Genomic DNA, 25812 nt, shown 5'->3' with positions numbered 1-25812 from the left:
CTTATGACCGCCACCGTCCCGCGACCGGGCCCGACGAGATCTTTTCGGCGCCGCCTGTGGCGGCTCGCCGAGACGGTGACCACGCCGGTGCTGCCCAGCGACTACCTCGACCTGGTCGCGCCGCTACGCGCCGGTGCCGAGCTGCGCGGCCGGATCGTCGCGGTGCACCCGGAAACCCCGGACGCGGCGACCCTGGTGATCCAGCCCGGCCGCAGCTGGCGCGGGCACGTCCCCGGCCAGTACGTCCGGCTCGGTGTCGATGTCGACGGGGTGCGCCAGTGGCGCGCCTACTCGGTCACCTCGGCCCCCGGCTGGCGCGCCGACCCCATCTCGGTGACGGTGAAGGCGATCCCCGACGGCGTGGTCAGCAACCATCTGGTCCGCCGGCTGCGGCCGGGCACGATCGTGCAGCTCGATCAGGCGCGCGGCGACTTCGTGCTGCCGGAGCGGGCGCCGTCGCGGGTGCTGTTCCTCACCGCGGGCAGCGGCATCACCCCGGTGGCCGGAATGTTGCGCTCGGGGGCCCTGGCCGGCAGCGACGTGGTGCTCGTGCACTCGGCGCCCACCGCCGCGGACGTGGTCTTCGGCGCGGAGCTGCGCGGCCTCGCCGAGCGCGGTGCCATCCGCCTGGTCGAGCGGCACACCGAGGTCGAGGGCCTGCTGAACGTGGCCGAACTCGACACCCTGGTCCCGGACCACCTGGAGCGCCAGACCTGGGCGTGCGGCCCGCTCGGGCTGCTCGACGCGGCGGAGGAGCACTGGTCGGCCCGCGGCCACGCCGCGCGGTTGCACACCGAGCGGTTCCGCCCCACGGTGATCACCGCCGGTGACGGCGGCACCGTCACCTTCACCCGTTCGTCGGTGACCGTCGAGGCCGCCGGCGCCACCCCGCTGCTGGATGCCGGCGAGAACGCCGGGGTGCTGATGCCGTCGGGCTGCCGGATGGGCATCTGCTTCGGCTGCGTGCTGCCGCTGCGCCAGGGCGCGGTCCGCGACCTGCGCAACGGCCAGCTGACCACCGCCCTGCCGGGGGACGGCGTACGCGTGCAGACCTGCGTGTCTGCCGCCGCCGGCCCGTGCGAACTCGAGATCTGATCGGAGACCGACCGACGTGACCGTGATCCAGAAGAAGGCCGTAAACCCGATCGCCCACCTCAGCGCCGAGGACATCGAAACCCTCGGCAAGGAACTCGACGCCATCCGGGAGCGGGTCGTCGCCTCCCGGGGCGAGCGGGACGCCGCGTACATCCGCAAGGTCATCTCGACCCAGCGGAAGCTGGAGATCGGCAGCCGGGTGGTGCTGCTGTTCTCGCTGTTCCCACCGGCCTGGATCGTCGGCACCGCCGGGCTGTCGGTGGCGAAGATCCTGGAGAACATGGAGATCGGGCACAACGTCCTGCACGGTCAGTGGGACTGGATGCGTGATCCGAAGATCCACTCGACCAGCTGGGAGTGGGACCACGTCGCCCCGGCCGACCAGTGGAAGCAGTCGCACAACGAGCTGCACCACCGGTTCACGAACGTGGTCGGCAAGGACAACGACCTCGGCTACGGCATCATGCGGGTCGACGAGGACCAGCCCTGGCACCCGGCCCACCTCGGGCAGCCGCTCTACAACTTCCTCAACGCCTGCTTCTTCGAGTACGGCATCGCCGCGTACGACCTCGACCTGGGCAACAAGCTGAAGAACGGAGGCCACAAGGACCCCGAGTTCCGCACCAGGGTCCGCGCGGTCGGCCGGAAGATCCGCCGTCAGTTCCTCAAGGACTACCTGCTGTTCCCCCTGCTGTCCGGCCCGTCGTTCCTGCACACCCTGGCCGCCAACTTCACCGCGAACCTGGTCCGCAACCTGTGGAGCCACTCGGTCATCATGTGCGGGCACTTCCCCGACGGGGTGGAGACCTTCGAGAAGACCTCGATCGAGGGGGAGACCCGGGGGGAGTGGTACGTGCGGCAGATGCTCGGCTCGGCCAACATCAGCGGCAGCCGGCTGATGCACATCATGACCGGCAACCTGTCGTTCCAGATCGAACACCACCTCTTCCCCGACCTGCCGAGCAACCGCTACCAGGAGATCGCGCCGGAGGTGCGGGCGTTGTTCGACAGGTACGGGCTGAAGTACACCACCGGCTCGCTGCCCCGGCAGGTCTTCTCCGCGTGGCGGAAGGTCTTCCGGCTCGCCCTGCCGAACCGCCGTCAGCCGGCGCCGCCGGTCACTCCGCTCGACGACTCCGCCGAGCACCCCACCCCGGCGCTCGTCGCCGCCTGACCACCCGGCAGCCCCCGCTGCCGTCGGACCTGTGTCCTACTGCTCGCCGTCGATCACGTCGGTCTCGCCGTCGTGGGAGTACGTCACCGGCGGGTGCTCGTCCGGCAGCGGGGCCTGTGCCGGATTGTGATGCGGGTCGCCGTCCGGGGAGAACAGCACCGGGTCGGTCTTCGCGCTCTTCTCGCGCTCTTCCTCCGGCTCGGTCACGACCGGCTCCTCACCTCGGGGTCACTGTCCTCCGACGCTACGGGCGGCGGGACGAAACCCGCCCCGACCGGGCGGCACTTCCACCCGATCGGGGCTGGTCGGCGTCACGGCCGTAGCAGCACGGGGCCCGCGTCGATCCGGGTCCGGAACAGCGCGTACGGCTTGCGTCGCAGGTCCCGGCCGCGGTTGAACGGCGGCTGCCGGTGCACCTGGTTGGCGATGATGTAGAGGTGCCGACTGGTGGCCACGCTGAGCGTGTCGGGCCAGAGCAGCCGGGCGTCGTGCACCACGGTCTCGTACTCACCGTCGGGACGGCGCCGCAGCACCGCGTTGTGCTCGTAGTTGGTCAGGTAGAGCCGGCCGGCGTCGTCGGACTCCAGGCCGTCGGCGCCGCCGCCCTTGTCGCCCTCGTCGACCACCGTCGCGGCGACCTCCGCGTCACCCAGCGCACGGTCGGCCAGCGCGTCGGTGGCGACGCTGTACCAGCGTCGGGTGGCGAGGGCGCAGTAGTACAGCCGGGCGCCGTCGGCGGAGATGGCGATGCCGTCGGCGCCGACGCCCACCGGCTGCGGGGGAGCGTCCGGGGGGCGGACCAGGAACGGTCGTCCCTCGGCCACCGGCCGGAAGTCCGCCAGCGGTGCCGCCTTGGTGGACGGGTGGTCGTTCAGGCGCCGCCACGAGGACCCGGTGGCCAGGTCGACCACGATGATGGCGTTTGGGGCACCATCGGCGGAGTCGGTGAGGTACGCGATGCCGGCCTCCCCGCGACGCAGGTCGAAGCGCACGTCGTTGAGGTACGACGTGGGCAGCACCACGTCGGGCGGGAAGGTGATCACCTGGGCGACGGTGTCGGTTCTCAAGTCCACCCGGACCAGTTTCGGCCCGCCGGGAGAGGTCGGCTGGAACATCGGGCTACCCGTGTCGAGCACCCAGAGCCGGTCGGCCGGGTCGACCACCACACTCTGCACCGACACGAACGCCGACGGGTCGTCGTCGCCGGACGGCGTGTTCCACCGCAGGTCGGGGAAGGGGACCTCGCGCCCGCGCCGCAGCTCCACCACGGTCGCGGGCACCTCGTCACCCCACCGGGGGAAGTTGACGAAGATCCGACCACGGTGCGAGACGGTCACCCCGGTGGGCATCGCGCCCCAGAACCGGTGGACCACGTCCAGCGTGCCGACCGGTTCGTCGGTGGGTAGTGCCTTTCGCATCCTTCGACCTCCCGTCGCACACAGGGATCAACTGATCTCTCTACGTCTATCGTCTCAAAGCGGACGAGGTACGCGACAGCGTCGTCGCCCATCCGACCCGCAAGCAGCGGGAAGGCCATTCGTCACCCAACCGTCACGTGTCCGCGCGGTCCCCGCCACCTGACCCCGGCAGGGTGGGACCCCGACCCCTCTGAGCTGGGAAGGAGCAAGCCATGGCCGTCGTACTGGATGACCACCTGGTCACCCTGACCTGTGACAACTGCGGTGACACGGTCGCCGGGCCGCGGATGGCCTCCGACGCGGAGGTGGTCTGGCCGTTGGTGTCCGAGCACGGCTGGAGCGGTTCCCCGTTGGCCCACGGACCGCACCGCTGCGCACACTGCACCCAGCTCGGTCCCGCCGCTGCCGGTGTGCCCGGTGGCATCCTCGGCATCGAGCACCTCGGAGCCGTCACCGTGGTGACCGTCGCCGGCGACGTCGACGTCGACACCGGTGACACCCTGGGCATCGCGTTGCGGCACGCCGCCGACATGGGCGGGCATGTCCTGGTGGACCTCGGCGGGACCGACCTGCTCGACTCCACCGCCCTCGGGCTGCTCGTCCGCGCTCACCGGCACGCCGCCGAGCGCGGCGCACTGCTCTGCGTGGCGTCGAGGTCACCGCTGATCCGTCAGGTGCTCCGGGTCACCCGGCTGGACGAGGTGTTCCCGGTCGCGGACACCCGCGCCGACGCGCTCGCCCGGCTCCAGAGCCGCGCGGTGGTTCTCGACGCGTCCGAGTAGGCGACGTTGATCGGGTTCGGCTCGTCCACGGCACCGGTGCCGGGCACCGTGGACGAGCCGAAGCTCAGCGGCGTCCGCGCCGGTGACCGGCCAGCCGTAACGCGTTGCAGACGTCCGACACACCCTCGACGTCCCACGCCAACTCGCCGGCCGCCCGTCGGGTCTCGGCGCTGGCGACCAGGCCGGTGAGGATCACGACCCGGTTCTGCACCATCACCGTGATCTGCTGCCGCCGGGTCGACCAGTCAGCGCTGAGCCGCTGGGCGACCAGGGCGGCGAGCCGGACATCCTCGTCGTGGTGCTGCGGCTCGTCCCACAGCGCGCGGAAGGAGTGATCGTCGGGCATCGGCCAGGGCCACGGCATCACCACAGCGGTCTCCTTCGTCGTTGATGCCGGCGACCCGACGCGCCGTCCCGATCGACCACCACCTTGCGCAACGACCTTGGAGTCGACCGCACGGTTGGATGACAGTTGGATGACAGTCACAGTGGCGTGCTGGCCGGCGGCCGGGTGTCTCCGGTCCGATCGGCGGCCGGCAGCCACAACACGAAGGTGCTGCCCGTACCCGTCCGGGAGAAGACCGCGACCTGGCCGCCGTGCGACTCGACGATCTGCCGCACGATGGCCAACCCCAGCCCGGTCCGCCGGTCACCGGAGCCGCCTCGCCCGGCCTCGCCCCGCCAGAACCGGTCGAAGACCCGCGCCTGATCGGCCTCGGCGATGCCCGGTCCCTCGTCGGCGACGGCCAACCACAACCAGTCGCCCACCCGGCCGGTGGCCACCGTGACCGCCCCGCCGAGCGGGGACAGACGCACCGCGTTGGACAGCAGGTTGCCGGCGGCCCGACGTAGCGTGTCGGGGTCGCCGATGAGGATGAGTCCCGCCTCGAGCGCGTACCGCAGGCGCAGGCCACGGCCGGTGGCCAGGGCGGCGAAGTCCTCGCCCGCCTCGCGGGCCACCGCGCTGAGATCCACGTCCGTGTCGGACATCGAGTCGGCGTCCCGACGGGCCGTGGCCAGCAGGTCCTCGACCAGCCGCGACATCCGGGTGGTCGCTCGGTCGATCGTCGCCACCGCGCCGGCCCGTTCCTGCTCGCCGGCCTCGGCAGTGGTCAGCGACGCGTCGAGGTTGGCCCGAATGATCGCCAACGGGCTGCGCAGCTCGTGCGAGGCGTCGTCGATGAGCTGGCGCTGGGCCTGGAAGGCGTGTTCCAGCCGGTCGAGCATCGAGTCGATGGTGTCACCGAGGTCGCGCAGTTCGTCGCGGGGGCCGGTCAGGCGGATCCGGCGGGACAGGTCGGTGGCCTGGATCTCCCGGGCGGTGCGGGCGATCGCGCCCACCGGACGCAACGCCCGGCCGGAGAGCACCCACCCGATGCCGAGGCTGGCCACGAAGAGCCCGCCGAGGGCGATCAACGAGTAGTCCCGGACCGTCTGCAGCAGCCGCAGGTTCACCTCGTCCTCGATCTGCTGGACCTCGGCCACCTCCAGGGTGGTGCCGGTGGGCACCGTACGCCCGTCGCTCTTGAGCTTGACCAACTGCGCCTCGTACCGCTTGGTGATCGGCTTCGGGTCGACCGCCCGGTCCACCGCCACGTACGCCACCGCCAGACCGGCGCCGGCGAGCGCGAACAACAGCGTCGAGTAGAGCACCGTCAGCCGGAACCGGATCGACCGGAAGACAGTCATGCCAGCACCTCCCGCAGCCGGTAGCCGCGCCCGACGACCGTCTCGATCGCCGGTTCGTCGCCGCCGCCGGTGAGTTTGCGCCGCAGCGTACCCACGGTGACCCGGACGGTCTCGGTGAACGGATCGGCGTTGGCGTCCCAGACGTGCTCCAGCAGCTCCTCGGCCGGCACCACCCGCCCCGGGCGGGTCATCAGGTACTCCAGGACACCGAACTCCTTGCGGGTCAGGTGCAGCTGCCGGGCCCCCCGCCGGGCCTCCTGTCGGGCCACGTCCAGGGTCAACGCGCCCACGGTCAGCACCACCCCGGTGCCGCCGGTGTCCCGACGCAGCAGCGCCCGTACCCGGGCCAGCAACTCGGCCAGCGCGAACGGCTTCACCAGATAGTCGTCGGCGCCCTCGTCCAGGCCGCGGACGCGGTCACCCAGACCACCCCGGGCGGTGAGCATCAGCACCCGGAGGTCCCGCCCACCGGCCACCTCGACCTCGCCGGACCGGATCGCCCGGCACACCGCGAACCCGTCGCCGTCGGGCAGGTTGACGTCGAGCAGCATCAGGTCGTACGCGTTGACCAGCAGCAGGTCGTACGCCTGCGCCGCGTCGGCGGCGAGATCGACGGCGTAGCCGGCGCGAGCCAGCCCGACCCGCAACGCACCGGCCAGATCCTCTTCGTCCTCCACCACGAGCAGCCGCATCTGTCAGTTATCCCCTCGCGATCAGCCCTTGCGCCACCTGGGCCGCCCGCTCGACCGGGATGGCGAAGCCGATCCCGATGTTGCCGCTGCCCTCGAGCGTGGCGATGGCGGTGTTCACACCCACCACCTCGCCCCGGCCGTTGACGAGGGGGCCACCGGAGTTTCCCGGGTTGATGGACGCGTCCGTCTGCACCGCCGGCTGCCGCGCCCCACCGCCGAGCCGGACCGGCCGGTCCAGCGCGCTGACGATCCCGGCGGTCACCGTGCCGGAGAGCCCGAGCGGCGAACCGACGGCGAGCACCGGCTCACCGACCCGGGTCCGGCCGGCCGACGCCAGCGGCAGCGGGCGCAGACCGTTACCCGGATCGACGCGCAGCACGGCGATGTCGGTACCCGGGTCCCGGCCGACCAACCGCGCGGAGAGCCGCCGGCCGTCCCGGCCGATCACCTGGATGGTGCCGCCGCCGGCGACCACGTGGTTGTTGGTGACCACGTGCCCCCGATCGTCGATCAGGAACCCCGATCCGGAGGCACCCCGACCACCGCCGGACACCCGCACCGACACCACCCCGGCCAACACCTGGTCGGCGGCGGTGACCAGGTCGGCCGCCGTGCTCCCGGTCGGGCCGGCCGGCACGGCTTGCGGGATGTCGGTCGGTGCCGCACCGGCGGTGAGGTGCCCGGCGACGCCGCCGGCACCCGCGGACACCGCCACCACGGTGAGCCCGGCCAGCAGCAGCCGGGGCCAGCGGGCCGCCGCGGCGGCCGGTGCGCCGCTGCGGTCCGCCGGGTCGTCGAGCCCCGCCGGCGTGACCGGGGGTGCCGGGACCGAAGTGGACCCGGGCGGCTGCTCGTCCGTCGGCAGGGCCGGCGAGACGAAGCGTGGGCCGCGCGGTTCACCCAGTCCGGCGATCGTGCTGTGCATGCGATGTCCCCTCCTCGGGGACGGCCGTCGGACGGCCGTCAGGGCAGTCGGGAGAACCAGAACAGCGAACCGGCGGCGGCCAGCAGGGCGAGCACCAGACCGGCGCCGATGAACCGCGCCGACACGTCCTGGCGTTCCAGCCGGTGACCGACCGACGAACCGATGTCGGAGTAGGCCGCGCGCAACTCGTCGCCGCTGCCCGCCTCGTAGTAGCCGCCGCCGGCCTGCTCGGCCACGGCACGCAGGGTCTCCCCGTCCACCGGGACCGCCTGGCCACCACCGATCCGCCCGTCGGGGGTGCCGAAGGAGATGGTGTCGACCGGTACGCCCGCCTGCACCGCCTCGGCGGCGGCGAGCGCCGGGTCCCGTCCCGAGGTGTTCGCCCCGTCGGAGAGCAGCACCACCCGGGCCGGCGGCGGATCCTCGGCCGCCCGCGCGTCCAGGGTGCGGATCGACTCCAGCGCGGCCTGGATGGCCTCGCCTATCGCCGTCCCCTGAAGACCGGTGACGCCCTCGTCGAGCTGGTCGATGCCGGCGGTCACCGACTCCCGGTCGCCGCCCGGTGCGACCACCACCGACGCGCTGCCGGCGAAGGCCACCAGCCCGACGTTGAACTCCGCCGGCAGGTCGGCCACGAACTCGCGGGCCGCCTCCCGGGCCGCGAGCAGCCGGTCCGGCGGCACGTCGTCGGCGAGCATGGAGCGGGACACGTCGACGGCCACGATGACGGTGGCCCGTTCCCGGGGCACCCGTACCTCGTCCGTCGGGCGGGCGAAGCCGACCACCAGCAGCGCCAGCATCGCGATGAACAGCCCGGCCGGCACGTGCCGCCGCCACGCCGGACGAGCCGGCGCCACCTTGTCCAGCAGCCGCAGATTGGTGAACCGCACCGCGTACCGGCTGTGTCGGCGTTGCCGCAGCAGGTACCCGACCACCAGGGCAGCCACCCCCGCCAACAGCCACAGCCGTTCCGGAGACTCCCAGCTCACGCCGCTCCTCCCGAGGTGGGTCGGGCCGCCCGGGCCAGCCGACGCTGGCCGTGGACGTGCCGGACGATGTCGGCGATCCAGTCCCGGTCGGTGCTCAGCGGTAGGTGCGCCGCGCCGGCCCGGCGCAGCGCCCGCGCCACGGCCAGCCGTTGGGCGGCGGCCGCCGCCGCGTAGCGGTCGCGCAGCCGCCGGCTGCCGGTGGCGACCTCGCGCCGCCGACCGCTCTCCGGGTCGACGAGCGTGATCAGGCCGACGTCGGGCAGCTCCAGCTCACGCGGATCACGGACCTCGACGGCGAGCACCTGGTGCCGCGCGGCCAGCCGGCGCAACGGCAGTTCCCAGTCCGGTGGCCCGCTTCCGGCGCCGGCCACCCCCTCGTCGGGCAGGCCGTCCAGGAAGTCGGAGACGACCACCGCCAGCCCGCGACGGCCTGCCGACCGGCGCAGCCCGTCGATGGCCCCGGCCAGCGGCACGGGGTCGCTCGCCGGTCGGCCCCGCGGCACCTCCAGCAGGGCGCGCAGCAGGCTGAGCAGGTGGTACCGGCCGGAGCGGGCGGGGAAGCGGCGTATCCCGGCGTCGCCGAGCACCTGCGCGCCGAGCCGGTTGCCGGAGCCGGCGGTCAGGAAGCCGACGGCGGCGACGGCCGCCACCGCCAGCTCCCGTTTCTCCAACTCGGCGGTGCCGAAGTCCATGCTGGGCGTCGCGTCGACGAGCAGCCAGGTGGTCAGCTCCCGGTCGGCGTCGACGGTACGCACGTGCGGAACGGCCGTGCGAGCGGTCACCGACCAGTCCATCCGCCGGACCTCGTCCTCGCCCGGGCGGTACTCCCGGCTGCCGGCCGGTTCGCTGCCCGGCCCCGGCAACAGGCCCAGGTGCTGCCCGTGCAGCAGCCCGTCGAGGCGGCGGGTGATGGTCAGTTCCAGCCGGCGCAGCCGACGGTGCGGCGCCAGGTGCCCGAGGCTCGTCGCGTTCTCGTTCACGCCGCCGCTCCCAGGCCCGGCCCCTGGGCTTGCTGGGCGGGAGCGATCTGTGGAGGTGGCACCGTCGCGACGACCCGCCGCACCAGTTCGCCGGGGTCGACGTCGTCGGCGACCGCGTCGAAGGAGAGGACCAGCCGATGGGCGAGCACGTCCACGGCGATCTCCCGCACGTCGGCCGGCAGCACGTAGTCCCGGCCACGCAGCAGGGCCAGCGCCCGGGCCGCCGCGACCAGGCCGAGGGTGGCCCGTGGGCTGGCACCGTACGCCAGCTGCGCGGCCACGTCCGGCAGGCCGAAGCGCCGCGGGTCACGGGTGGCCAGCACCAGCCGTACGACGTACTCGGCCAGGGCGTGGTGGACGAAGACCTCCCGGGCCCTGGCCTGCAACGTCGCCAGCCGGGTCGGGTCCAGCACCGGCCGGGCGGCCGGGACGTCGGTGCCCATCCGGTACAGGATGCCGAGCTCCTCGTCGTCGGTCGGATAGTCGACGACGATCTTCATCAGGAACCGGTCCCGTTGTGCCTCGGGAAGTTGGTAGACGCCCTCGGACTCGATCGGGTTCTGGGTGGCCAGCACCAGAAACGGGGTGGGCACCGGGTAGGTCCGCCCGCCGATCGAGACATGCCCCTCGGCCATCACCTCCAGCAGCGCGGACTGCACCTTGGCCGGCGCCCGGTTGATCTCGTCGGCGAGGACCAGGTTCGCCATGACCGGCCCCAGCTCGACGTCGAAGGTCTCGGTCGAGGCGCGGTAGATCCGGGTACCGAGGATGTCCGACGGCACCAGGTCCGGGGTGAACTGGATTCGGGCGAAGCTGCCGCCCACCGCCGTGGCCAGGGTCTCCGCCGCGAGGGTCTTGGCCACCCCGGGCACCCCTTCCAGCAGGCAGTGACCCCGGGCGAGCAGCGCGGTCAGCAACCGCTCCACCAGCCGGTCCTGGCCGACGATCACCCGCTTCACCTCGAACAGGGTCCGTTCCAGCAGTCGAGTGTGGTCGGTGTGCCCACCTCCGGTGTCCAACTCGCTCACGGCGGCGCTGTTGATGGTGCTCCGCATGGGCTGTGCTCCTCGGTCGCGTCGTCTCGACGCGGGTGCCCGGACAACGGGGGGAGCCCGGGCACCCGCAGTGACCCATTGGGCCAGAACGGACCGAAAGCCAACCGAACGGAAGATCCGATGAGCGGCACCCGGCGGGAGCATGGCGGCGGGTCTGCGGGTGCTGTCGACCTGATAGCGCAAACGGGTCACAGCCCACATCGCGGTCTCGGCCGCCCTGACGTCGGGCCGCCGCGACATCGGGCTCGCCGCCGGTCAGCGTGACAGCACGAACAACTCAGCTCGACAGGACCCACACTGCCGTGGGCCGCCGTCCGCACACCAGGAGTGCAGGGACCACCGGGACGGCCTCGCAGGACGGCAGATGGGTTCCTAGTTCCGGCGTTGCGTCAGGTGTACGACCACCTCGTCGCCGTCGGTCTTGCCGATCACCTTGCGCACCGCGCCGTTGACCGGCAACTCGTGCGTGCCGTCACCGAGCGCCATGAAGGCGCCCTCGAACGGCACGCGGGTTCCGGCCGGGCTCGGGGACCGGGTTCGGTCGCACGCCCGGTCCCCGCCCTCGGGGGTGTCAGCCTCGTCTGTCCGCCTGACGAAGCATCTCGTCCGTCTCGGGGTCCGCCATCAGCTCCCGGACCTCCTGTGCGCACCGGCAGGCGGCGGCGATCTTGGCGGCCCACGCCAGCGCATCCTCGCGCTCGGCCACGTCGACGACCATGAATCCGCCGATGACCTCCTTGGTCTCCGGGTACGGTCCGTCGGTGACCAGCCCGTCCGTGGCCACGACGCTGGCCCGCTGCCGCTGTAGTCCGGTGGCGAACACGAACACCCCGGCGTCCACGGCCTCCTGCGTCACCGCGTGCGCCGCCCTGCCCACGTCGGGCCAGTCCTCGTCGGGGATGTGATCCATCGCGCCGTCGTTGAACGAGATCAGATACCGCGCCATCGCATAGCTCCCTTGTCCCGGCGGCCCCTCGGGCCGCTCTCACCTGATCTACGAGCGACCCGCCGCCCATGCGACAAGGTGCCGGACGATTCTTCCCGGGTCAGCAGGCGAGCTGGTCACGGCGGCGGGTGAGGTAGGCCCGTTCGGCGGGGTTGCCGGCGAGACGGATGGCCCGGTCGTACGCCGCCCGCGAGTCGCCGTGGCGTCCGAGACGTCGCAGCAGGTCGGCACGGGCGGCGTGGAAGGCGTGGTAGCCACCGAGAGCCTCGCCGAGCGGGTCGGTCTCGGCGAGGCCGACCGCGGGGCCGGCGACCTCGGCGACGGCGACCGCCCGGTTGAGCCGCACGATCGGTGAGGGGTCGAGCAGCGCCAGCTGGTCGTAGAGGGCGAGGAGGCCGGACCAGTCGGTTTCCCGGCTGGAGGGGGCGATCGTGTGGACGGCGTTGATCGCGGCCTGTAACTGGTAACGCCCGGGTGGGTCACCGCCGGCCGCCACCACCTTGATCCGTTCGTGGAGCAGAGCGTGGCCCTCGGCGATGCGGTCCCGGTCCCAGCAGCTGCGGTCCTGCTCCTCAAGGGTCACCAACTCCCCGGTACGGGACACCCGCGCCGACCGCCTGGCGTCGGTGAGCAGCATCAGGGCGAGCAGGCCGGCCACCTCGCCGTCGTCCGGGAGAAGGGTCCGCAGCAACCGGCCGAGGCGGATCGCCTCGTCGCTGAGGTCGACGCGTACCGCCTCGTCTCCCTCGCTGGCGAGGTAGCCCTCGTTGAAGACGAGGTAGACGACGGCGAGCACACCGACGAGCCGCTCGTGGATGTCGCGGGTGGCCGGCAACCGGTAGGGGATGCCGGCTGCCCTGATCTTCGCCTTGGCGCGGGTGATCCGTCGCGCCATCGTGGTCTCCGGGACCAGAAAGGCGCGGGCGATCTCGCTGACGGTGAGACCGCCGAGCAGGCGCAGCGTCAGCGCCACCCGGGCCTGCATCGCGAGCGCCGGGTGGCAGCAGGTGAAGACCAACCTGAGGCGGTCGTCCTCGATCGGGCCGGTCGGCTCGGCCGGGGTGTCGTCGTGGACGATCCGAGCCGCCCGGTGCTTGACGTCGCGCTGGGACTCGCGGCGAAGCCGATCGATAGCCTTGCGGGTCGCGGTGGTGGCGAGCCAACCGCCGGGACTGGGCGGTAGGCCCTCGCGCGGCCACCGCTCCACGGCCGCTACGAACGCCTCGGCCGTCGCTTCCTCGGCGACATCGAGGTCACCGAAGCGGCGGGCGAGGCTGGCGACCACCCGTGCCCACTCCTCCCGGTGGGCACGGGTGATCGCCTGCTCAACGGTCGGACCGGGCACGGCTGACCCAGCGCTTGGACGCAACTCCACGAACGGCTACGCCGTTGCACACCATCACGCGGTATCCCGTCACGGCAGCCGGGTGTCCGGCTGGTCGAGGTCGGCGGGCAACTGCCGGACGGTGTCGCCTTCCTTGATCGTCGCACCGACGACCACCCGGGCGTTGAGGCCGCGAAGACGCAGTTGCTGGCCCTCCTCGCTCCAGACGATCTTGTGGGCGTCCCGCCCGAACCGGGCAGCGAACTTGGCGCAACCGTTGTGCGGCTGGTCGGTCACCTCGATGACGGCCCGGTCGCCGATCGCCAGGCGGGTACCGGCTGGCAGGGCGTCGAGGCTCAGGTCCAGATCGACGTAGAGCTGATCCCCGGCAAGCGCCCAGGCGTCGCGATCGGGGCCGGCGATCAGCTCGACGAAACGGGAGTTGATGACGTTCAGCTGCATGTCGGGGTGCGGTGACCGGTCGCTCGTTCGTGAGCTGGGCCGTTGGCTCCAGCTGTCGCCGATCAGCCCGACGGTGGTGTCCAGTTCGGCCTGGGACAGCACCTCCCGGACGTCGACGGCCGGCCGGCGCACGGCCAGTGCCAGGGTGCCGACGATCCGAGGGGAGCGCCGCACCACGTGCAGTCCTGCCACGATCTCAGCCATGGAGCGGTGGCGTACGGTGATGGAGTTCGTCACGCCTTGACTGTGCCCGACGCGCGCCAGCCGAGTCCAAGCTGTTTCGAAGCGCGAGACCGGAAGACAAACGTTCCCGCACCACGCCCGACGTGAGCCCGTCGAGATCCGTGCAACTTCGCTGATGCTGCTGCCTCCAGGCGCCTCCGGTGCGGCACCATCGCCGTAGTTGCACGGATCTTGCGGCAGTGGCCGCCGCGAGCGGTCGTGTGCCGCCGGTCAGGGGCGGTTGCGCTGGGCGCGGTAGCGGGAGATCAGGGCGGCGGTGGACGAATCCAGTTCGGTCAGGTCGGGCGCCTCGCCGGTGAGCAGCGGGGCGAGCTGGTTGGCCATCACCTTGCCCAGTTCGACACCCCACTGGTCGAACGGGTTGATGTCCCAGATCGCACCCTCGGTGAACACGATGTGCTCGTAGAGGGCGACCAGTTGGCCGAGCGTGGCCGGAGTGAGCCGGTCGGCCACGATCGACGTGGTCGGGTGGTTGCCGGCCATCACCTTGTGGGGCACGAGGTCGGCGGCGGTACCCTCGGCCGCCACCTGCTCGGCGGTCCGGCCGAAGGCCAGCGCCGCGGTCTGGGCGAAGAAGTTCGACATGAACAGGTCGTGCATGTCACCGATGTCGTGGTTGGGCTCGCTGAACCCGATGAAGTCCGCCGGCACCAGCCGGGTGCCCTGGTGCAACAGCTGGTAGAAGGCGTGCTGACCGTTGGTGCCGGGCTCGCCCCAGAAGATCTCCCCGGTGTCGTACGACACCTGACGACCGTCGGTGCGTACCGACTTGCCGTTGCTCTCCATGGTGAGCTGTTGCAGGTAGGCGGGGAACCGGTGCAGGTACTGCGAGTACGGCAGCACCGCGTGGGTCTGCGCGCCCAGGAAGTTGGTGTACCAGACGTTCAGCAGGCCGAGCAGCACCGGCGCGTTGGCGGTCGGCGGTGCGGTGCGGAAGTGCTCGTCCACCGCGTGGTAGCCGGCCAGCATCTCGTCGAAGCCGGCCGGCCCGATCGACAGCATCACCGACAGGCCCACCGCCGAGGGCAGCGAGTACCGACCGCCCACCCAGTCCCAGAAGCCGAACATGTTCGCCGGGTCGATGCCGAAGTCCGACACCCGCTGGGCGTTGGTGCTGACCGCGACGAAGTGCCGGGCCACCGCGTCGGCGTCGGCGTCGAGGCCGGCCAGCAGCCAGTGCCGGGCCTGCTCGGCGTTGGCCAGGGTCTCCTGGGTGGAGAAGGTCTTCGACACCACCACGAACAACGTGCTCGCCGGGTCCAGGTCGGCGATCGTGTCGTGGATGTCGGTGGGGTCGATGTTCGACACGAACCGGCAACTCAGACCGGCGTCGCGGTACGCCTTCAACGCCTCGTACGCCATCACCGGCCCCAGGTCGGAGCCACCGATGCCGATGTTGACCACGGTGCGGATCCGCTCGCCGGTGTGCCCGCGCCACTGACCGGAGCGCACCTTCTCGGCGAACTCGGCCATCCGGCGCCGTACCGCGTGGACGTCCGCCGCCACGTCCTGCCCGTCGACGGTGAGGGTGGCGTCCGACGGCAGGCGCAGCGCGGTGTGCAGCACCGCGCGATCCTCGGTGCCGTTGATGTGGGCCCCGGCGAACATCGCGGCGATCCGATCGGTCAGCCCGACCCGCTCGGCCAGCGCGGTCAGCAGGCGCAACGTCTCGTCGGTGACCAGGTTCTTGCTGTAGTCGACGTAGAGGTCGGCCACCTCGACGGTCAACCGTCGGCCCCGGTCGTGATCGGTGGCGAACAGGTCCCGCAGGTGTGTCCCGCGGATCTCGTCGGCGTGCTTGCGCAGGGCCTGCCACTCGTCGGTGCTGGTGACGTCCGCAGCCATCGGATCGATCGTCTCCTCGCGGGATCGGGCACGTCGCCGGCCTCGTCCCGGCCGACCGTGAGACCAGCCTGCCACACGAAGATCGGCTCGCCCGCCCGACACCACGACCGTGGGAACTCCGACGCCACGGGGGGTGACGATCCGCACGGACCCGCGTGCGGTGAGCGAACGGCCGGCGAGTCCCCGGGGTCCGGTGCTTGCCGATCGCCGGGACAGGGCATGGTGGTGGCATGACGACACCGGCATCGAGCGCCTCCGCAGCTGCTGTCCCCGCGGCGACCGCCGCCTCCGGCGTACGGCAGACACTGCTGGTGCTCGGCGCCAGCGGTGACCTGACCGGGCGCCTGCTGCTGCCCGGCCTGGGCCGGCTGCTGGCCACCGGTGCCGTGCCCGGGTTGCGGCTGATCGGCAGCGGCATGGACGGCTGGGACGACGAGCGCTGGCGGCGCCGGGTGACCGACTCCTTCGGCGCCGTCGGCGCGGTGGGGCCGCTGGAGTCGCAGGTGATCCGCGAGTCGCGCTACCTGCCCGCCGACGTGACGCGCGAGGAGGACCTGCGGTCGCTGCTGAGCTGCTGCACCGGGCCGTTGGTGATCTTCTTCGCGCTGCCGCCGCTGGTGACCGCCCGGTCGGCCGCCGCGCTGGCCCGGATCGGGGTGCCACCCGGCACCCGGCTGATGCTGGAGAAGCCCTTCGGCGTCGATCGGATCTCGGCCCGCTCGCTCAACGAACTGCTGGCCACCCTGGTGCCGGAAAACCAGGTCCACCGGATCGACCACTTCCTCGGCAAGTCGACGGTGCTCAACCTGCTCGGCCTGCGCTTCGCCAACCGCATCTTCGAGCCGGTGCTCAACTCCGCACACGTGGCCTGCGTGGACATCGTCTTCGACGAGACCCTCGGTCTGGAAGGACGGGCGGGCTACTACGACGGTGCCGGCGCGTTGGTGGACATGGTCCAGTCCCACCTGCTCCAGGTGCTGGCCCTGCTGGCCATGGACCCGCCGCCGACCCTGCGGTCCGAGGAGGTGCGGGGACGCAAGGCGCAGGTGCTGCGGGCCACCCGGCTGTGGCGTGACGATCCGGTGGCCGCCAGCCGGCGGGGGCGGTACACCGCAGGGGAGATCGACGGTCGGCAGCTGCCGAACTACGCCGACGAGCCCGGCGTCGACCCGGCGCGGGGCACGGAGACGCTCGCGGAACTGGCGGTCACGGTGGACACCTGGCGCTGGGCGGGAGTGCCGTTCCGGCTGCGCTCGGGAAAGGCGATGGACGCGGTACGCAAGGAGGCGATCATCACCTTCAAGCAGCCGACCCGGGTACCCGACGGCCTGACCGGCTACGACCGGCCGGACCGGCTCCGGATCGGCTTCGGACCGGACCGGCTCGGCCTGGACCTCAACATCAACGGTCCGGGGAATCCCTTCGAACTGGAACAGGTGAACCTGACGGCGGCGTTCGGCCCCGGCGACCTGCCCGCGTACGGCGAGGTGCTGCGCGGCGCCTTCGAGGGTGATCCGACCCTGTCGGTCCGCGCCGACGTCGCCGAGGAGTGCTGGCGCATCGTGGAGCCGGTGCTGGCTGCCTGGAAGACCGGTGCGGTGCCGCTGCAGGAGTACCCCGCGGGCTCCACCGGGCCGGCCGACTCGCTCATCGGTCCGGTGCCCGACGAGAGCTGAGCCCGACCCAGCACCGGGGTGCGGCCCCGGCGGTGAACCGCCGGGGCCGCGTGGTGGTGGTGCGCTCGGATCAGCTGGTGGGGAAGTTGTCCGGGGTGCGGATGCGCTCGCGCATGAAGGCCCCGGAGGGGGTGAGCACCGAGGTACCGGTGTAGGAGCTGCCGTTGCAGGTGCCCGGCCGCAACGCGGCGCTGCCCTCGGCCTTGTCGGAGAAGGTCCAGTTCGCGTAGCCGATCTTCAGCCGGTCGAGCAGGTCGAGCCACTGGGCGCTGCTGGTCAGGTCGACGCCCCCGTCACCGGTGTAGTCCACCGTGCCGAACTCCGTGACGAACAGCGGCAGCCGGGCGGCGGCCCGCTCCACCTCGGCACGGTAGTTGTCCTTGTGCGACGCGGCGTAGAAGTGGAACGCGTACATGACGTTGCTGGCGTTCACCGGGTTGTTGACGATCTCGGTGTGGTTGGCGCCCTCGGAGACGCCCAGCGAGGACCAGGCCCGGGTGCCCACGATGACCACCGCGTCCGGGTCGTTGGCCCGGATCACCGGGATCACCTGGTCGGCGTAGTTCTTGATGGTCGACCAGCTCACCCCGTTGGGTTCGTTGGCGATCTCGTAGATCACGTTGTTCTTCGCGGCGTGCCGGGCGGAGACGGCGGCGAAGAAGGTCTTGGCCCGCTCCAGATTGAACATCGGGTCACCCGGGGTCAGCAGGTGGAAGTCGATCATCGCGTACATGCCGCGCCGGGTGGCCTCCTCGACCAGGTTGTTGACCCGGTTGGTGAAGCCCGCGGGGTCGGTCTCGTAGCCCTGCTCCTGCACGTACATCGCGATGCGGAACAGGTCGGCGCGCCAGTCGGTGGCGAGCGCGTCGAGTGAGGCCGGGTTGTAGCAGTTGCCGAACCACTGGATGCCGTGGCTGCTCATGCCGCGCAGCTGGATCGGCCGGCCGTACTGGTTGCAGAGGTTGACCCCGCACACCCGCAGCTGCCCGTTGATGCCGACCGGGGTCTGGGTTCCCGGTGGCGGCGGGGTTGTCGGTGGGTTGGTCGTCGGTGGCGTCGTGGTGGGCGGCGGGGCAGTGGTCGGCGTGGTCGAGCCCGTGCACACGGTGCCGTTGAGCGTGAACGAACTCGGTGCCGGGTTGGCGCCGGTGAAGCTGCCGTTGAAGCCGATGTTGGTGCTGGCTCCGGTGCCGAGCGAACCGTTCCAGCTGGCGCTTCGTGCGGTGACGGAGCTGCCGCTCTGGCTCCAGGTGGCCGACCAGCCCTGGGTGAGTCGTTGGCCACCGTCGGGGAAGGTGAACCCCAGCGTCCAGTTGCTGAGCGGGTCGCCGAGGTTGGTGACGGTGACGCTCGCGGTGAACCCGCCGGACCAGCTGTTCGTCGTGTAGGTCACGGAGCAGCCGGTCGCGGCCATCGCGTTGGCGGTGGGCAGGACCGTCAACGCGCCGAGGGTCAACGCGCCGACGGCACCGGCCGCGACCAGCAGGCGCCGCAGGCGGCGCGGAGGTTGCTTCATGGTGGACCGTCGCAATCTGGTCGTGGTGGTGGTACGGCACTCCGGCGGCAGTGGACGAGGGACCGGGAGCGCTCCCACAGCAGCCTACGACGGGTCGAAACCAGAACGCAATATTTCGATACATCGAATTGATCGATCAACTGTGGCCCCGGGACGTGCGTCCCGGGGCCACGGTCGGGCGGAGCCCGACTCAGTCTTCGCCAGCGGCGCGTCGCCGGTCCGCCTCGGCATCGGCCGCGCCGACAGGGGTCGGATCGGTGTCTGCGTCCGCTGCGGTCAGGTCGATGTCGGCGCCGGCTCGTGCGGCGTCGGCCGCCGCGTCGTCCGCGCCGACCAACTCGGTGCCGGTGTCGCCGTCGTCGTCGACCAGCTTGCCGGTCCCGGTCATCGCGATCGGCGTGTACCTCGGGTCGGTCGTCATCTCGTCCTCCTCTGCGTGTCCGACAGGTACCCGCCGCGCGGCGTCGGCACACCGGTCAACCCACGCGCGAGGTCCGTCAGCTGGATGGCCGGGGAGTCGCCGGCGTCCGGACTTGCGCTGCTCACTACCCTGACTCTGATCATCGGCCAGGTAACCTCTCGACTTCGACAAGGGCATCAGATGAGTGACAGCCACCCTCCGTACGGTGGGCAACAGCCGGATCCGAACGCCGCCCCCTGGGGCACACCACCCGGCTCTCCGGTCGGCCCGGCGGGCTCGCCGGTCGCCCCGGCCGGCTACCCCTCGCCGTACGGGGCGCCGGTGCCGCCGCCACCGTCCTACGGGCCGCAGCCGACGAAGTCCTCGAACAAGGGCCTCTGGCTCGGTCTGGGCATCGGTGCCGCCGTGATGGCGGTGCTCGTCGCCTGTGGCGGAGTGATCGGTTTCTTCGTACTGGCCGGCGACGACGAGGGGGAGCCGGTCGCCGGGCAGCGCAGCGAGGCGCCCGGTGTCCCGACCGAGGCGCCGTCGATCGCTCCCCCCGCCGAGCAGCAGCCCGACAACAACAACGCGGTGACCGCCCGCAACTCCAGCGACATGTCCGCCGTGTGCGAAGGTAGCCCGATCCTCAACGCCGCGCCCTACACCGGGGCGAAGGGCACCAAGGTCTACACGTTCGCCAACTCGCCGGAGCGTCCGGAGTCCTGGCTGAGCAAGTCGGTGGGCTTCGACAAGCAGTACTACGCCAAGACCTCCGAGTGGGCGTCGGTCTCCGTCGTCGGCTGCCTCACCTTCGAGCAGGGCAGCGAGGGTACGCCCCGCAAGTGCCAGTACAAGGACCGCGACGACAAGCAGGTCACCGTCGACTACGTCTCCTCGCGTTACACGCTCACCTTTTACGCCGCCAAAACCGGCGAGAAGATCGGTGAGGGTGGGCGGGTCAACGCCCCGGCGGTGCGCTGCCCGAGCTTCATCTCCTACAACAAGGAGACCATGCGGGCGTACGCCCAGCCGGACAGCGGTGCCATCGAGCTGGCGCTGGACAAGTTCACCTCCTGAGTCACCGGCATCCGCGGCGGCGGGGCGGGCCGTGTCCGTCCCGCCGCCCGGTTGCGGGGCGGGTTCGCGCGCCGGATGTTTCGGTGGCCGACGGTGGGGCACCTGACCACTGACCACTGTCGGTGGAGGGAGGCACTCCATGCCTGCGGGATCCAGTCCGAAAAGAGAACGGCAGTACGAACACATCAAGGCCAGCGCCAAGAAGCGCGGCGTGTCCACCGGCCGGGCCGAGGAGATCGCGGCGCGTACGGTCAACAAGGAGCGGGCCCGCTCCGGTGAGGCGCGGACCGCGAGTCGATCGTCGATCGACGATGTCTCGTCGGGCCACCGGGGCGGCAAGCGTTCGCATCGCGGCGCCGGCGGGCGCACCAAGGAACAGCTGTACAACGAGGCGAAGAAGCGTGGCGTCAAGGGCCGTTCGTCGATGTCGAAGGCGGAGCTGGAGCGGGCGCTGTCCCGCTGACCCGTCGGTCCGCTGCCCCCGACGGTCCGCCGGGCACGCGGCGGGCCGTCGGCCCCGACGCGGCGTCGCTGTCGGTGTCGGCGGCTAACCTCTCGGCATGCCGCGATCGGTGATCTCAGGGGTGGACGATGGCTGACGCCGCCGACGTCCGCCGGTTGGCCCTGGCGCTACCGCACGTCGTGGAGATCGACAGTGACGGCTTCGACTTCCGGGTCGCGGACCGGGGCTTCGTCTGGTCCTATCCCGAGCGCCGACCCGGCAAGCCCCGCGTCATCCGGACCGACATCGCCGTGTTGTACGTCGGCGACGAGGCCGAGAAGCAGGCACTGCTGCTCGGCGAACCGTCGCTGTTCTTCACCACACCCGCCTACGACGGGCTGCCACTGGTGATGGTGCGCCTGGCGGCGGTCACCGTCGAGCGGCTGGACGAGCTGATCACCGACGCGTGGCGGATGCGCGTACCCGACCGGCCGCACGCCGGCCCCGAGGAGGATTCGGCCGATCGGGCTGCCCGTCCCTGACGACGGGCGGGTGTCGGAGTACCTCACGCCAACGCCGCGCCGCGGCCGGGCGAGGCCCTCACAAAGCCGGACCACGGCGCGGGCGGCTTCGCGGTACATTAATTCCCGAACATGTTTGAAAATGTGGACGGGGGCGATGGGCGTGACTCATTCCATTGCGGACGGAGCGCGCCAAACGGCTTCGCCGCCTGACCGTCCCGCCGCACGACAGCCGGTTGGCGCGGCGGCTCTGCTGGGCCCCCATGTGCCGCACTTCGCGGTCGTCGTGGTCCTGCAGGTCGTCGGCGCCGTCGCCGGACTGGCACCGCTGTTCGCGGTGATCGAGCTGGGACGCGCCCTGTTCTCGCCCGGCCCGGTCGACACCGACCGGGTGTGGACCGCCGTGACCCTGGGTGCGGCCGGTCTGTTCGTCCGCCTGATCTTCACGGGTGCCGCGTCGGGGCTCGGTCACGTCCTCGACGGCAGGGTGCAGCTCTCGCTGCGCCGGGCACTGGCCCGAAGCCTCGGGCAGGCACCCATCGGCTGGCTCTCCCGTCGACGCAGCGGCGAACTGGCGAGAGTGGTCGGTGACGACGTCGCCGCCGTGCACCCGTTCATCGCCCATGCTCCCGGCGAACTGGTCTCCGCCTTCGTCGTGCCGTTGGTGTCGCTCGCCTACCTGCTCACCGTCGACTGGCGACTCACTCTGATCACCCTGATCCCCGTGGTACTGGCCCTCGCGCACGTGCCGCTGCTGATGACCGCGGCCCGTACGCGGCAGCAGCGGGACCTCGACGCGGCGATGGGCCGGATCGCCACCTCCGTCGTCGAGTTCGTGCAGGGCATCGCCGTGGTCAAGGCGTTCGGCGGCGCCGAGCGTGCGCACCACCGGTTCCGCACCGCCGCCGACGAGTTCGTCGACATCTTCACCCGCTGGGTAGGCGGTGTATCCGCCGTCGCCGCCGGCATGCAGCTGGCGCTGTCACCGCCCTTCGTGCTGCTGGTGGTGCTGATCGGCGGCACGGTGCGGATCACCTCCGGCGCCCTGGTGCCGGTGGACCTGCTGCCCTTCCTGCTGCTCGGGCTGGGGCTCACCGCACCGGTCGCGGCCCTCGGCCACGGCTTCGACGACATGCAGGCCGCCGGCCGCGCGGTCGGCCGCATCCGCGAGGTTCTCGGGGTGGAGGCGCTGCCGCAGCCCGCGCGCCCGGCCACGCCGCAGGACAACCGGGTGGAGCTGCGCGACGTCCGGTTCGGCTACGACGGCGGCCCCGAGGTGCTGCGCGGGATCGACCTGACGCTGGAGCCGGGCACGCTCACCGCGGTGGTCGGACCGTCCGGCAGCGGAAAGTCCACGCTCGGGCAACTGCTGCCCCGGTTCTTCGACCCGACGCACGGCTCGGTGCGCCTCGGCGGCGTCGACCTGCGCGACCTCGACGCCGGTGAGCTCTACCGCCGGGTTTCCTTCGTCCTCCAGGACGTCCGGCTGCTGCGCGCGTCGGTCGCGGACAACATTGCGCTGGCGGTCCCGCACGCGACCCCCGAGGAGATCACTCGCGCCGCCCGGCTGGCGCACATCCACGACCGCGTCCTCGCGTTGCCGAACGGCTACGAGACCGTGCTCGGCGAGGACGCCACGCTCTCCGGCGGCGAGGCGCAACGCATCGCCATCGCGCGTGCCCTGGCCGCGGACACGCCCGTCCTGGTGCTGGACGAGGCGACCGCCTTCGCCGACCCGAGGACCGATCAGGCGGTCCGGCAGACCTTGTCGACGCTGCGCGACCGGACCGTCCTGGTCATCGCCCACCGCCTGGAGACCATCGCCGACGCCGACCTTGTCGTGGTGCTGGAGGACGGGGCGGTCGTCGAGCAGGGCAGGCCGAGCGACCTGCTCGCCCAGGATGGAAAGTTCGCCGCCTTCTGGCGGACCCAGCAGTCGGCCGTCGCCGACGACAGCGAAGCCCGCGGTGGTGTACTGCAAGGAGACCTTTCCCGATGATCAGGAGGCTGTTGCGGGTGCTCGGCGACGAGTACGCCGCGCCGATGCGTCGCACGGTCGCCCTGATGACGGTGACCGCGGTGCTGGAGGGTCTGCTCTACGCGCTGCTGGTGCCCGTGCTGCGGGCCCTGTTCGGGGACACCCCGTCGGATGCCTGGCCCTGGCTGATCGCGTTCGCGGTCTCCGTCGCGGTCTATGCGGTGCTGCGGTATGCCAGCGACCTGTCCGGCATGCGCGTCGGGACCACGATGCTGCGGGGCATGTACCACCGCCTTGGCGAACACCTGGCCCGGTTGCCCATCGGCTGGTACGACGCCGCCCGGGTGGGCGAGGTGTCCGTGATGGCCAGCCGTGGACTGCTGACGGCGATGGGCGTGTCGGCGCACCTGCTCGGGCCGTTCGTCTCCGCCTGCGTGACGCCGCTGACGATCGTTGCCGTGATCACGGTGTTCAACTGGCAGCTCGGGCTGGCCGCGTTGATGGCGGCGCCGCTCGTGGTGCTGACCCAGCGGTGGACCGCGCGGTTGACGGCTGCCAACGACGCCGACAACGCCGCGCGCAACAACGAGGCCAGCGCCCGGGTCATCGAGTACCTGCAGGCCCAGCCGGTGCTGCGGGTCGGCGGCCGCAGTGGCGAGCGGTTCAGCCTGCTCGACGACGCGCTGCAGGGCGTGGAGCGGGCCTCCCGCCGCCAGACGATGTCGGTGCTGCCCGGCGCGGTGGGTCTGACCCTCATCGTGCAGGCGGTCTTCACCACCATCCTGGTGCTGGGGACCTATCTCGCGCTCGGTGGCGACCTAGGAGCCGCGGAGGTCCTGTCCATTCTCGTGCTCGCCGCCCGAAGTGCCGACCCGCTGCTGTCGCTGTCCGACATCGGGGGCAGGTTGCGCACCGCCCGTGCCGAGCTGGACCGGCTCGACCGGGTGCTGCGCGCCGAGCCGCTTCCCGAACCGGATCAGCCGGTCCGGCCGCAGCGCTTCGACCTGGAGTTCGACGCGGTCACGTTCCGCCACGACGATCGTACGGTGTTCGACGGCGTGTCGTTGTCGGTGCCGCAGGGGCAGCGGATGGCCGTCGTCGGTCCGTCCGGCGCGGGCAAGAGCACCCTGCTCCAGCTGATCGCCCGGTTCTACGACGTGGAGTCGGGAGCGGTGCGGGTGGGCGGTGTCGACGTGCGGCGGATCGATCCGGGCGTGTTGCTGGCACAGATCGCCATCGTGTTCCAGGACGTCCATCTCTTCGACGGCACGATCGAGGAGAACGTCCGGCTCGGTCGCCCCGACGCCGGCGAGGCCGAGGTGCGGGCGGCGGCGACCGCCGCGCGGCTGGACGAGGTCGTCGAGCGGCTGCCCGGTGGCTGGGCGGCGAACGTCGGCGAAGGTGGCGCGTCGCTGTCCGGTGGTGAGCGCCAGCGGGTCGCCATCGCGCGGGCACTGCTGAGGGACGCACCGATCGTGTTGCTCGACGAGGTCACCTCGGCGCTCGATCCGGTCAACGAGGTGGCCGTACACGAGGGCATCGAACGGCTGATGCCGGGACGGACGGTGATCATGGTCGCGCACCGGATGCGGACCGTCCGACGCGCGGACCGCGTGGTCTTCCTCGACGACGGGCGGGTCGTCGAGGAGGGCAGCCACGACGAACTGCTGCGTCGTGGCGGTCGCTACGCCGACTTCTGGAGTCTGTCCACCGCGTCCGGCTCGCCTGGTGCGGCGGCGTCACCCCGGCGGACCTCCGTGGACGAGGAGGCATGATGGGGCGGTGCCCCACGCCGATGCGCCGCGCCCCAGGCCCGGCAGACCGCCGACGACCTCGCGCGCCCAGATCCTGGCCGCCGCGCGTGGTCTCATCGATCGCGACGGGTGGGAGCGGCTCACCATCCGGAAGCTGGCCGCCGAGATCGGCGTGGGAGCGACCACCCTCTACCACCACGTACAGGACAAAGAGGATCTGCTGCTTCTGTTGATCAACGAGTACGGCGAGCAGGTCTCCCGCCCTCGGCTGCCCGATGAGCCACGGGAGCGCGTCATCGTCGCGGCGGCGACGATCCACGATGCGCTGGCGGCGTGGCCGTGGGCCGCCGAGGTCCTCACCACCGACGGATTCATCGCCCGGCTCGGTGACTCTCCCCTGGGCCTGGTCGAGGCGGTCGTGGCCGGCGCCGTCGACCACGGCTGCACTCCCGAGCACGCCGTGTACGTCTTCCGCAGCATCTGGTACTACACCGTCGGGGAGATTCTCGTCCGGTCGCACACCGCGCGCCGTGGTCAGGGCCAATCCGTCACCCGTCAAGGGGCGTTCTTCGGCAGCATCGACGCCGAGAAGCTGCCGCACCTGGCCGCGCTGGGGGACCGGTGGGCGGTGCTGGCCCCCCGCGACACCTATGTCGACGGCCTCCGTGCCCTCGTCGACGGGCTGCTCGCCCAGGGTGCCCGGGTGCGGCCGTAGACGCGCCGGATCGGCGTGGGGGTGGGGCCGGGGGGGGCGCCGAACGAACCGCCCCCGGGCCCCCCCCGGGTGCGGCGACCCGGCCGGTCGCCCCCGGGTGGGGGGACCACC

The 25812-nt window shown here is 71.7% G+C and carries 25 protein-coding genes and 1 pseudogene; 10 read left to right on the top strand and 16 right to left on the bottom strand.

Annotated elements, in window-relative coordinates:
* The first annotated feature begins 3 nt into the window (after positions 1-3).
* Both V5O40_RS18895 and V5O40_RS18890 read left to right on the top strand, forming a co-directional pair.
* The gene (locus V5O40_RS18895; RefSeq protein ID WP_332906688.1) at positions 4-1095 is read left to right on the top strand and encodes a ferredoxin reductase; all 1092 of its coding nucleotides are present in this window, start codon (positions 4-6) and stop codon (positions 1093-1095) included.
* A gap of 16 nt (positions 1096-1111) precedes the next feature.
* Positions 1112-2269, top strand: a complete 1158-nt coding sequence (locus tag V5O40_RS18890) for a fatty acid desaturase family protein (RefSeq protein WP_332906687.1) — start codon at positions 1112-1114, stop codon at positions 2267-2269.
* A 36-nt stretch (positions 2270-2305) separates the two neighbouring features.
* Here the strand turns inward: V5O40_RS18890 and V5O40_RS18885 are convergent, their stop codons facing one another.
* Positions 2306-2476 carry a hypothetical protein gene (locus tag V5O40_RS18885; RefSeq protein ID WP_281563207.1) on the bottom strand — a complete coding sequence of 57 codons (171 nt, stop codon included), beginning with the start codon at positions 2474-2476 and terminating at the stop codon, positions 2306-2308.
* Between the two features lie 104 nt (positions 2477-2580).
* Positions 2581-3687: an L-dopachrome tautomerase-related protein gene (locus V5O40_RS18880; protein ID WP_332906686.1), complete on the bottom strand. Its 1107-nt coding sequence runs from the start codon at positions 3685-3687 to the stop codon at positions 2581-2583.
* A gap of 212 nt (positions 3688-3899) precedes the next feature.
* Here V5O40_RS18880 and V5O40_RS18875 point away from each other — a divergent pair, with 212 nt between their 5' ends.
* Complete coding sequence (locus tag V5O40_RS18875; protein WP_332906685.1) at positions 3900-4469, top strand: STAS domain-containing protein; 570 nt, start codon at positions 3900-3902, stop codon at positions 4467-4469.
* A 64-nt stretch (positions 4470-4533) separates the two neighbouring features.
* Here V5O40_RS18875 and V5O40_RS18870 read toward each other — a convergent pair whose 3' ends face one another.
* The 12 genes and pseudogenes from V5O40_RS18870 to pgi all read right to left on the bottom strand — a co-directional run bounded on the left by V5O40_RS18870 (position 4534) and on the right by pgi (position 15619).
* A complete protein-coding gene (locus V5O40_RS18870; RefSeq protein WP_332906713.1) occupies positions 4534-4833 on the bottom strand; it encodes a BON domain-containing protein in 300 nt (99 codons plus the stop codon).
* 119 nt (positions 4834-4952) lie between these two features.
* Positions 4953-6158, bottom strand: coding sequence for a sensor histidine kinase (locus tag V5O40_RS18865; RefSeq protein WP_332906684.1), 1206 nt, complete (start codon positions 6156-6158; stop codon positions 4953-4955).
* Positions 6155-6850, bottom strand: a complete 696-nt coding sequence (locus V5O40_RS18860) for a response regulator transcription factor (protein WP_332906683.1) — start codon at positions 6848-6850, stop codon at positions 6155-6157. Before V5O40_RS18860 ends, V5O40_RS18865 begins: the two co-directional genes overlap by 4 nt.
* A gap of 7 nt (positions 6851-6857) precedes the next feature.
* On the bottom strand, positions 6858-7775 hold the full coding sequence (locus V5O40_RS18855; RefSeq protein WP_332906682.1) for a S1C family serine protease: 918 nt from the start codon (positions 7773-7775) through the stop codon (positions 6858-6860).
* Positions 7776-7813: 38 nt separating this feature from the next.
* Complete coding sequence (locus tag V5O40_RS18850) at positions 7814-8764, bottom strand: VWA domain-containing protein (protein ID WP_332906681.1); 951 nt, start codon at positions 8762-8764, stop codon at positions 7814-7816.
* On the bottom strand, positions 8761-9744 hold the full coding sequence (locus V5O40_RS18845) for a DUF58 domain-containing protein (protein ID WP_332906680.1): 984 nt from the start codon (positions 9742-9744) through the stop codon (positions 8761-8763). The genes V5O40_RS18850 and V5O40_RS18845 overlap by 4 nt, the downstream gene beginning before the upstream one ends.
* Positions 9741-10724: pseudogene (locus V5O40_RS18840) on the bottom strand (AAA family ATPase); the annotation flags it as partial. The pseudogene V5O40_RS18840 and the gene V5O40_RS18845, both read right to left, overlap by 4 nt.
* Before the next feature lie 447 nt (positions 10725-11171).
* The gene (locus V5O40_RS18835; RefSeq protein WP_332906679.1) at positions 11172-11306 is read right to left on the bottom strand and encodes a DUF1905 domain-containing protein; all 135 of its coding nucleotides are present in this window, start codon (positions 11304-11306) and stop codon (positions 11172-11174) included.
* A 64-nt stretch (positions 11307-11370) separates the two neighbouring features.
* On the bottom strand, positions 11371-11745 hold the full coding sequence (locus tag V5O40_RS18830; protein WP_332906678.1) for a YciI family protein: 375 nt from the start codon (positions 11743-11745) through the stop codon (positions 11371-11373).
* Between the two features lie 100 nt (positions 11746-11845).
* On the bottom strand, positions 11846-13090 hold the full coding sequence (locus V5O40_RS18825) for an RNA polymerase sigma factor (RefSeq protein ID WP_332906677.1): 1245 nt from the start codon (positions 13088-13090) through the stop codon (positions 11846-11848).
* A 69-nt stretch (positions 13091-13159) separates the two neighbouring features.
* Entirely contained in the window at positions 13160-13768 is a 609-nt protein-coding gene (locus V5O40_RS18820; RefSeq protein ID WP_332906676.1) for an MOSC domain-containing protein, read from the bottom strand.
* A gap of 216 nt (positions 13769-13984) precedes the next feature.
* A complete protein-coding gene (gene pgi / locus V5O40_RS18815) occupies positions 13985-15619 on the bottom strand; it encodes a glucose-6-phosphate isomerase (RefSeq protein WP_332906675.1) in 1635 nt (544 codons plus the stop codon).
* A 230-nt stretch (positions 15620-15849) separates the two neighbouring features.
* On the opposite strand from pgi, the gene V5O40_RS18810 reads away from it, so the two are divergent.
* Entirely contained in the window at positions 15850-17295 is a 1446-nt protein-coding gene (locus V5O40_RS18810) for a glucose-6-phosphate dehydrogenase (protein WP_332906674.1), read from the top strand.
* Between the two features lie 70 nt (positions 17296-17365).
* Here the strand turns inward: V5O40_RS18810 and V5O40_RS18805 are convergent, their stop codons facing one another.
* Entirely contained in the window at positions 17366-18811 is a 1446-nt protein-coding gene (locus tag V5O40_RS18805; protein ID WP_332906673.1) for a cellulase family glycosylhydrolase, read from the bottom strand.
* Positions 18812-19001: 190 nt separating this feature from the next.
* Positions 19002-19232, bottom strand: coding sequence for a hypothetical protein (locus tag V5O40_RS18800; RefSeq protein WP_332906672.1), 231 nt, complete (start codon positions 19230-19232; stop codon positions 19002-19004).
* A gap of 180 nt (positions 19233-19412) precedes the next feature.
* On the opposite strand from V5O40_RS18800, the gene V5O40_RS18795 reads away from it, so the two are divergent.
* The 6 genes from V5O40_RS18795 (at position 19413) to V5O40_RS18770 (ending at position 25701) form a co-directional block, all read left to right on the top strand.
* On the top strand, positions 19413-20291 hold the full coding sequence (locus tag V5O40_RS18795; RefSeq protein ID WP_332906671.1) for a hypothetical protein: 879 nt from the start codon (positions 19413-19415) through the stop codon (positions 20289-20291).
* Between the two features lie 139 nt (positions 20292-20430).
* Positions 20431-20754 (top strand): plasmid stabilization protein, encoded by a 324-nt coding sequence (locus tag V5O40_RS18790; RefSeq protein WP_332906670.1) that lies wholly within the window; start codon positions 20431-20433, stop codon positions 20752-20754.
* Positions 20755-20882: 128 nt separating this feature from the next.
* Positions 20883-21275 carry an MmcQ/YjbR family DNA-binding protein gene (locus tag V5O40_RS18785; protein ID WP_332906669.1) on the top strand — a complete coding sequence of 131 codons (393 nt, stop codon included), beginning with the start codon at positions 20883-20885 and terminating at the stop codon, positions 21273-21275.
* A gap of 244 nt (positions 21276-21519) precedes the next feature.
* The gene (locus V5O40_RS18780; RefSeq protein WP_332906668.1) at positions 21520-23253 is read left to right on the top strand and encodes an ABC transporter ATP-binding protein; all 1734 of its coding nucleotides are present in this window, start codon (positions 21520-21522) and stop codon (positions 23251-23253) included.
* A complete protein-coding gene (locus V5O40_RS18775) occupies positions 23250-25007 on the top strand; it encodes an ABC transporter ATP-binding protein (RefSeq protein ID WP_332906667.1) in 1758 nt (585 codons plus the stop codon). Before V5O40_RS18780 ends, V5O40_RS18775 begins: the two co-directional genes overlap by 4 nt.
* A gap of 7 nt (positions 25008-25014) precedes the next feature.
* A complete protein-coding gene (locus V5O40_RS18770) occupies positions 25015-25701 on the top strand; it encodes a TetR/AcrR family transcriptional regulator (protein ID WP_332906666.1) in 687 nt (228 codons plus the stop codon).
* The last annotated feature ends 111 nt before the right edge of the window (positions 25702-25812 follow it).

The organism is Micromonospora palythoicola (assembly GCF_036689795.1).
Taxonomy (GTDB): Bacteria; Actinomycetota; Actinomycetes; order Mycobacteriales; family Micromonosporaceae; genus Micromonospora; species Micromonospora palythoicola.
The sequence above is the reverse complement of the archived record's forward strand: the minus strand, read 5'-3'. Positions and strand labels throughout refer to the sequence as shown.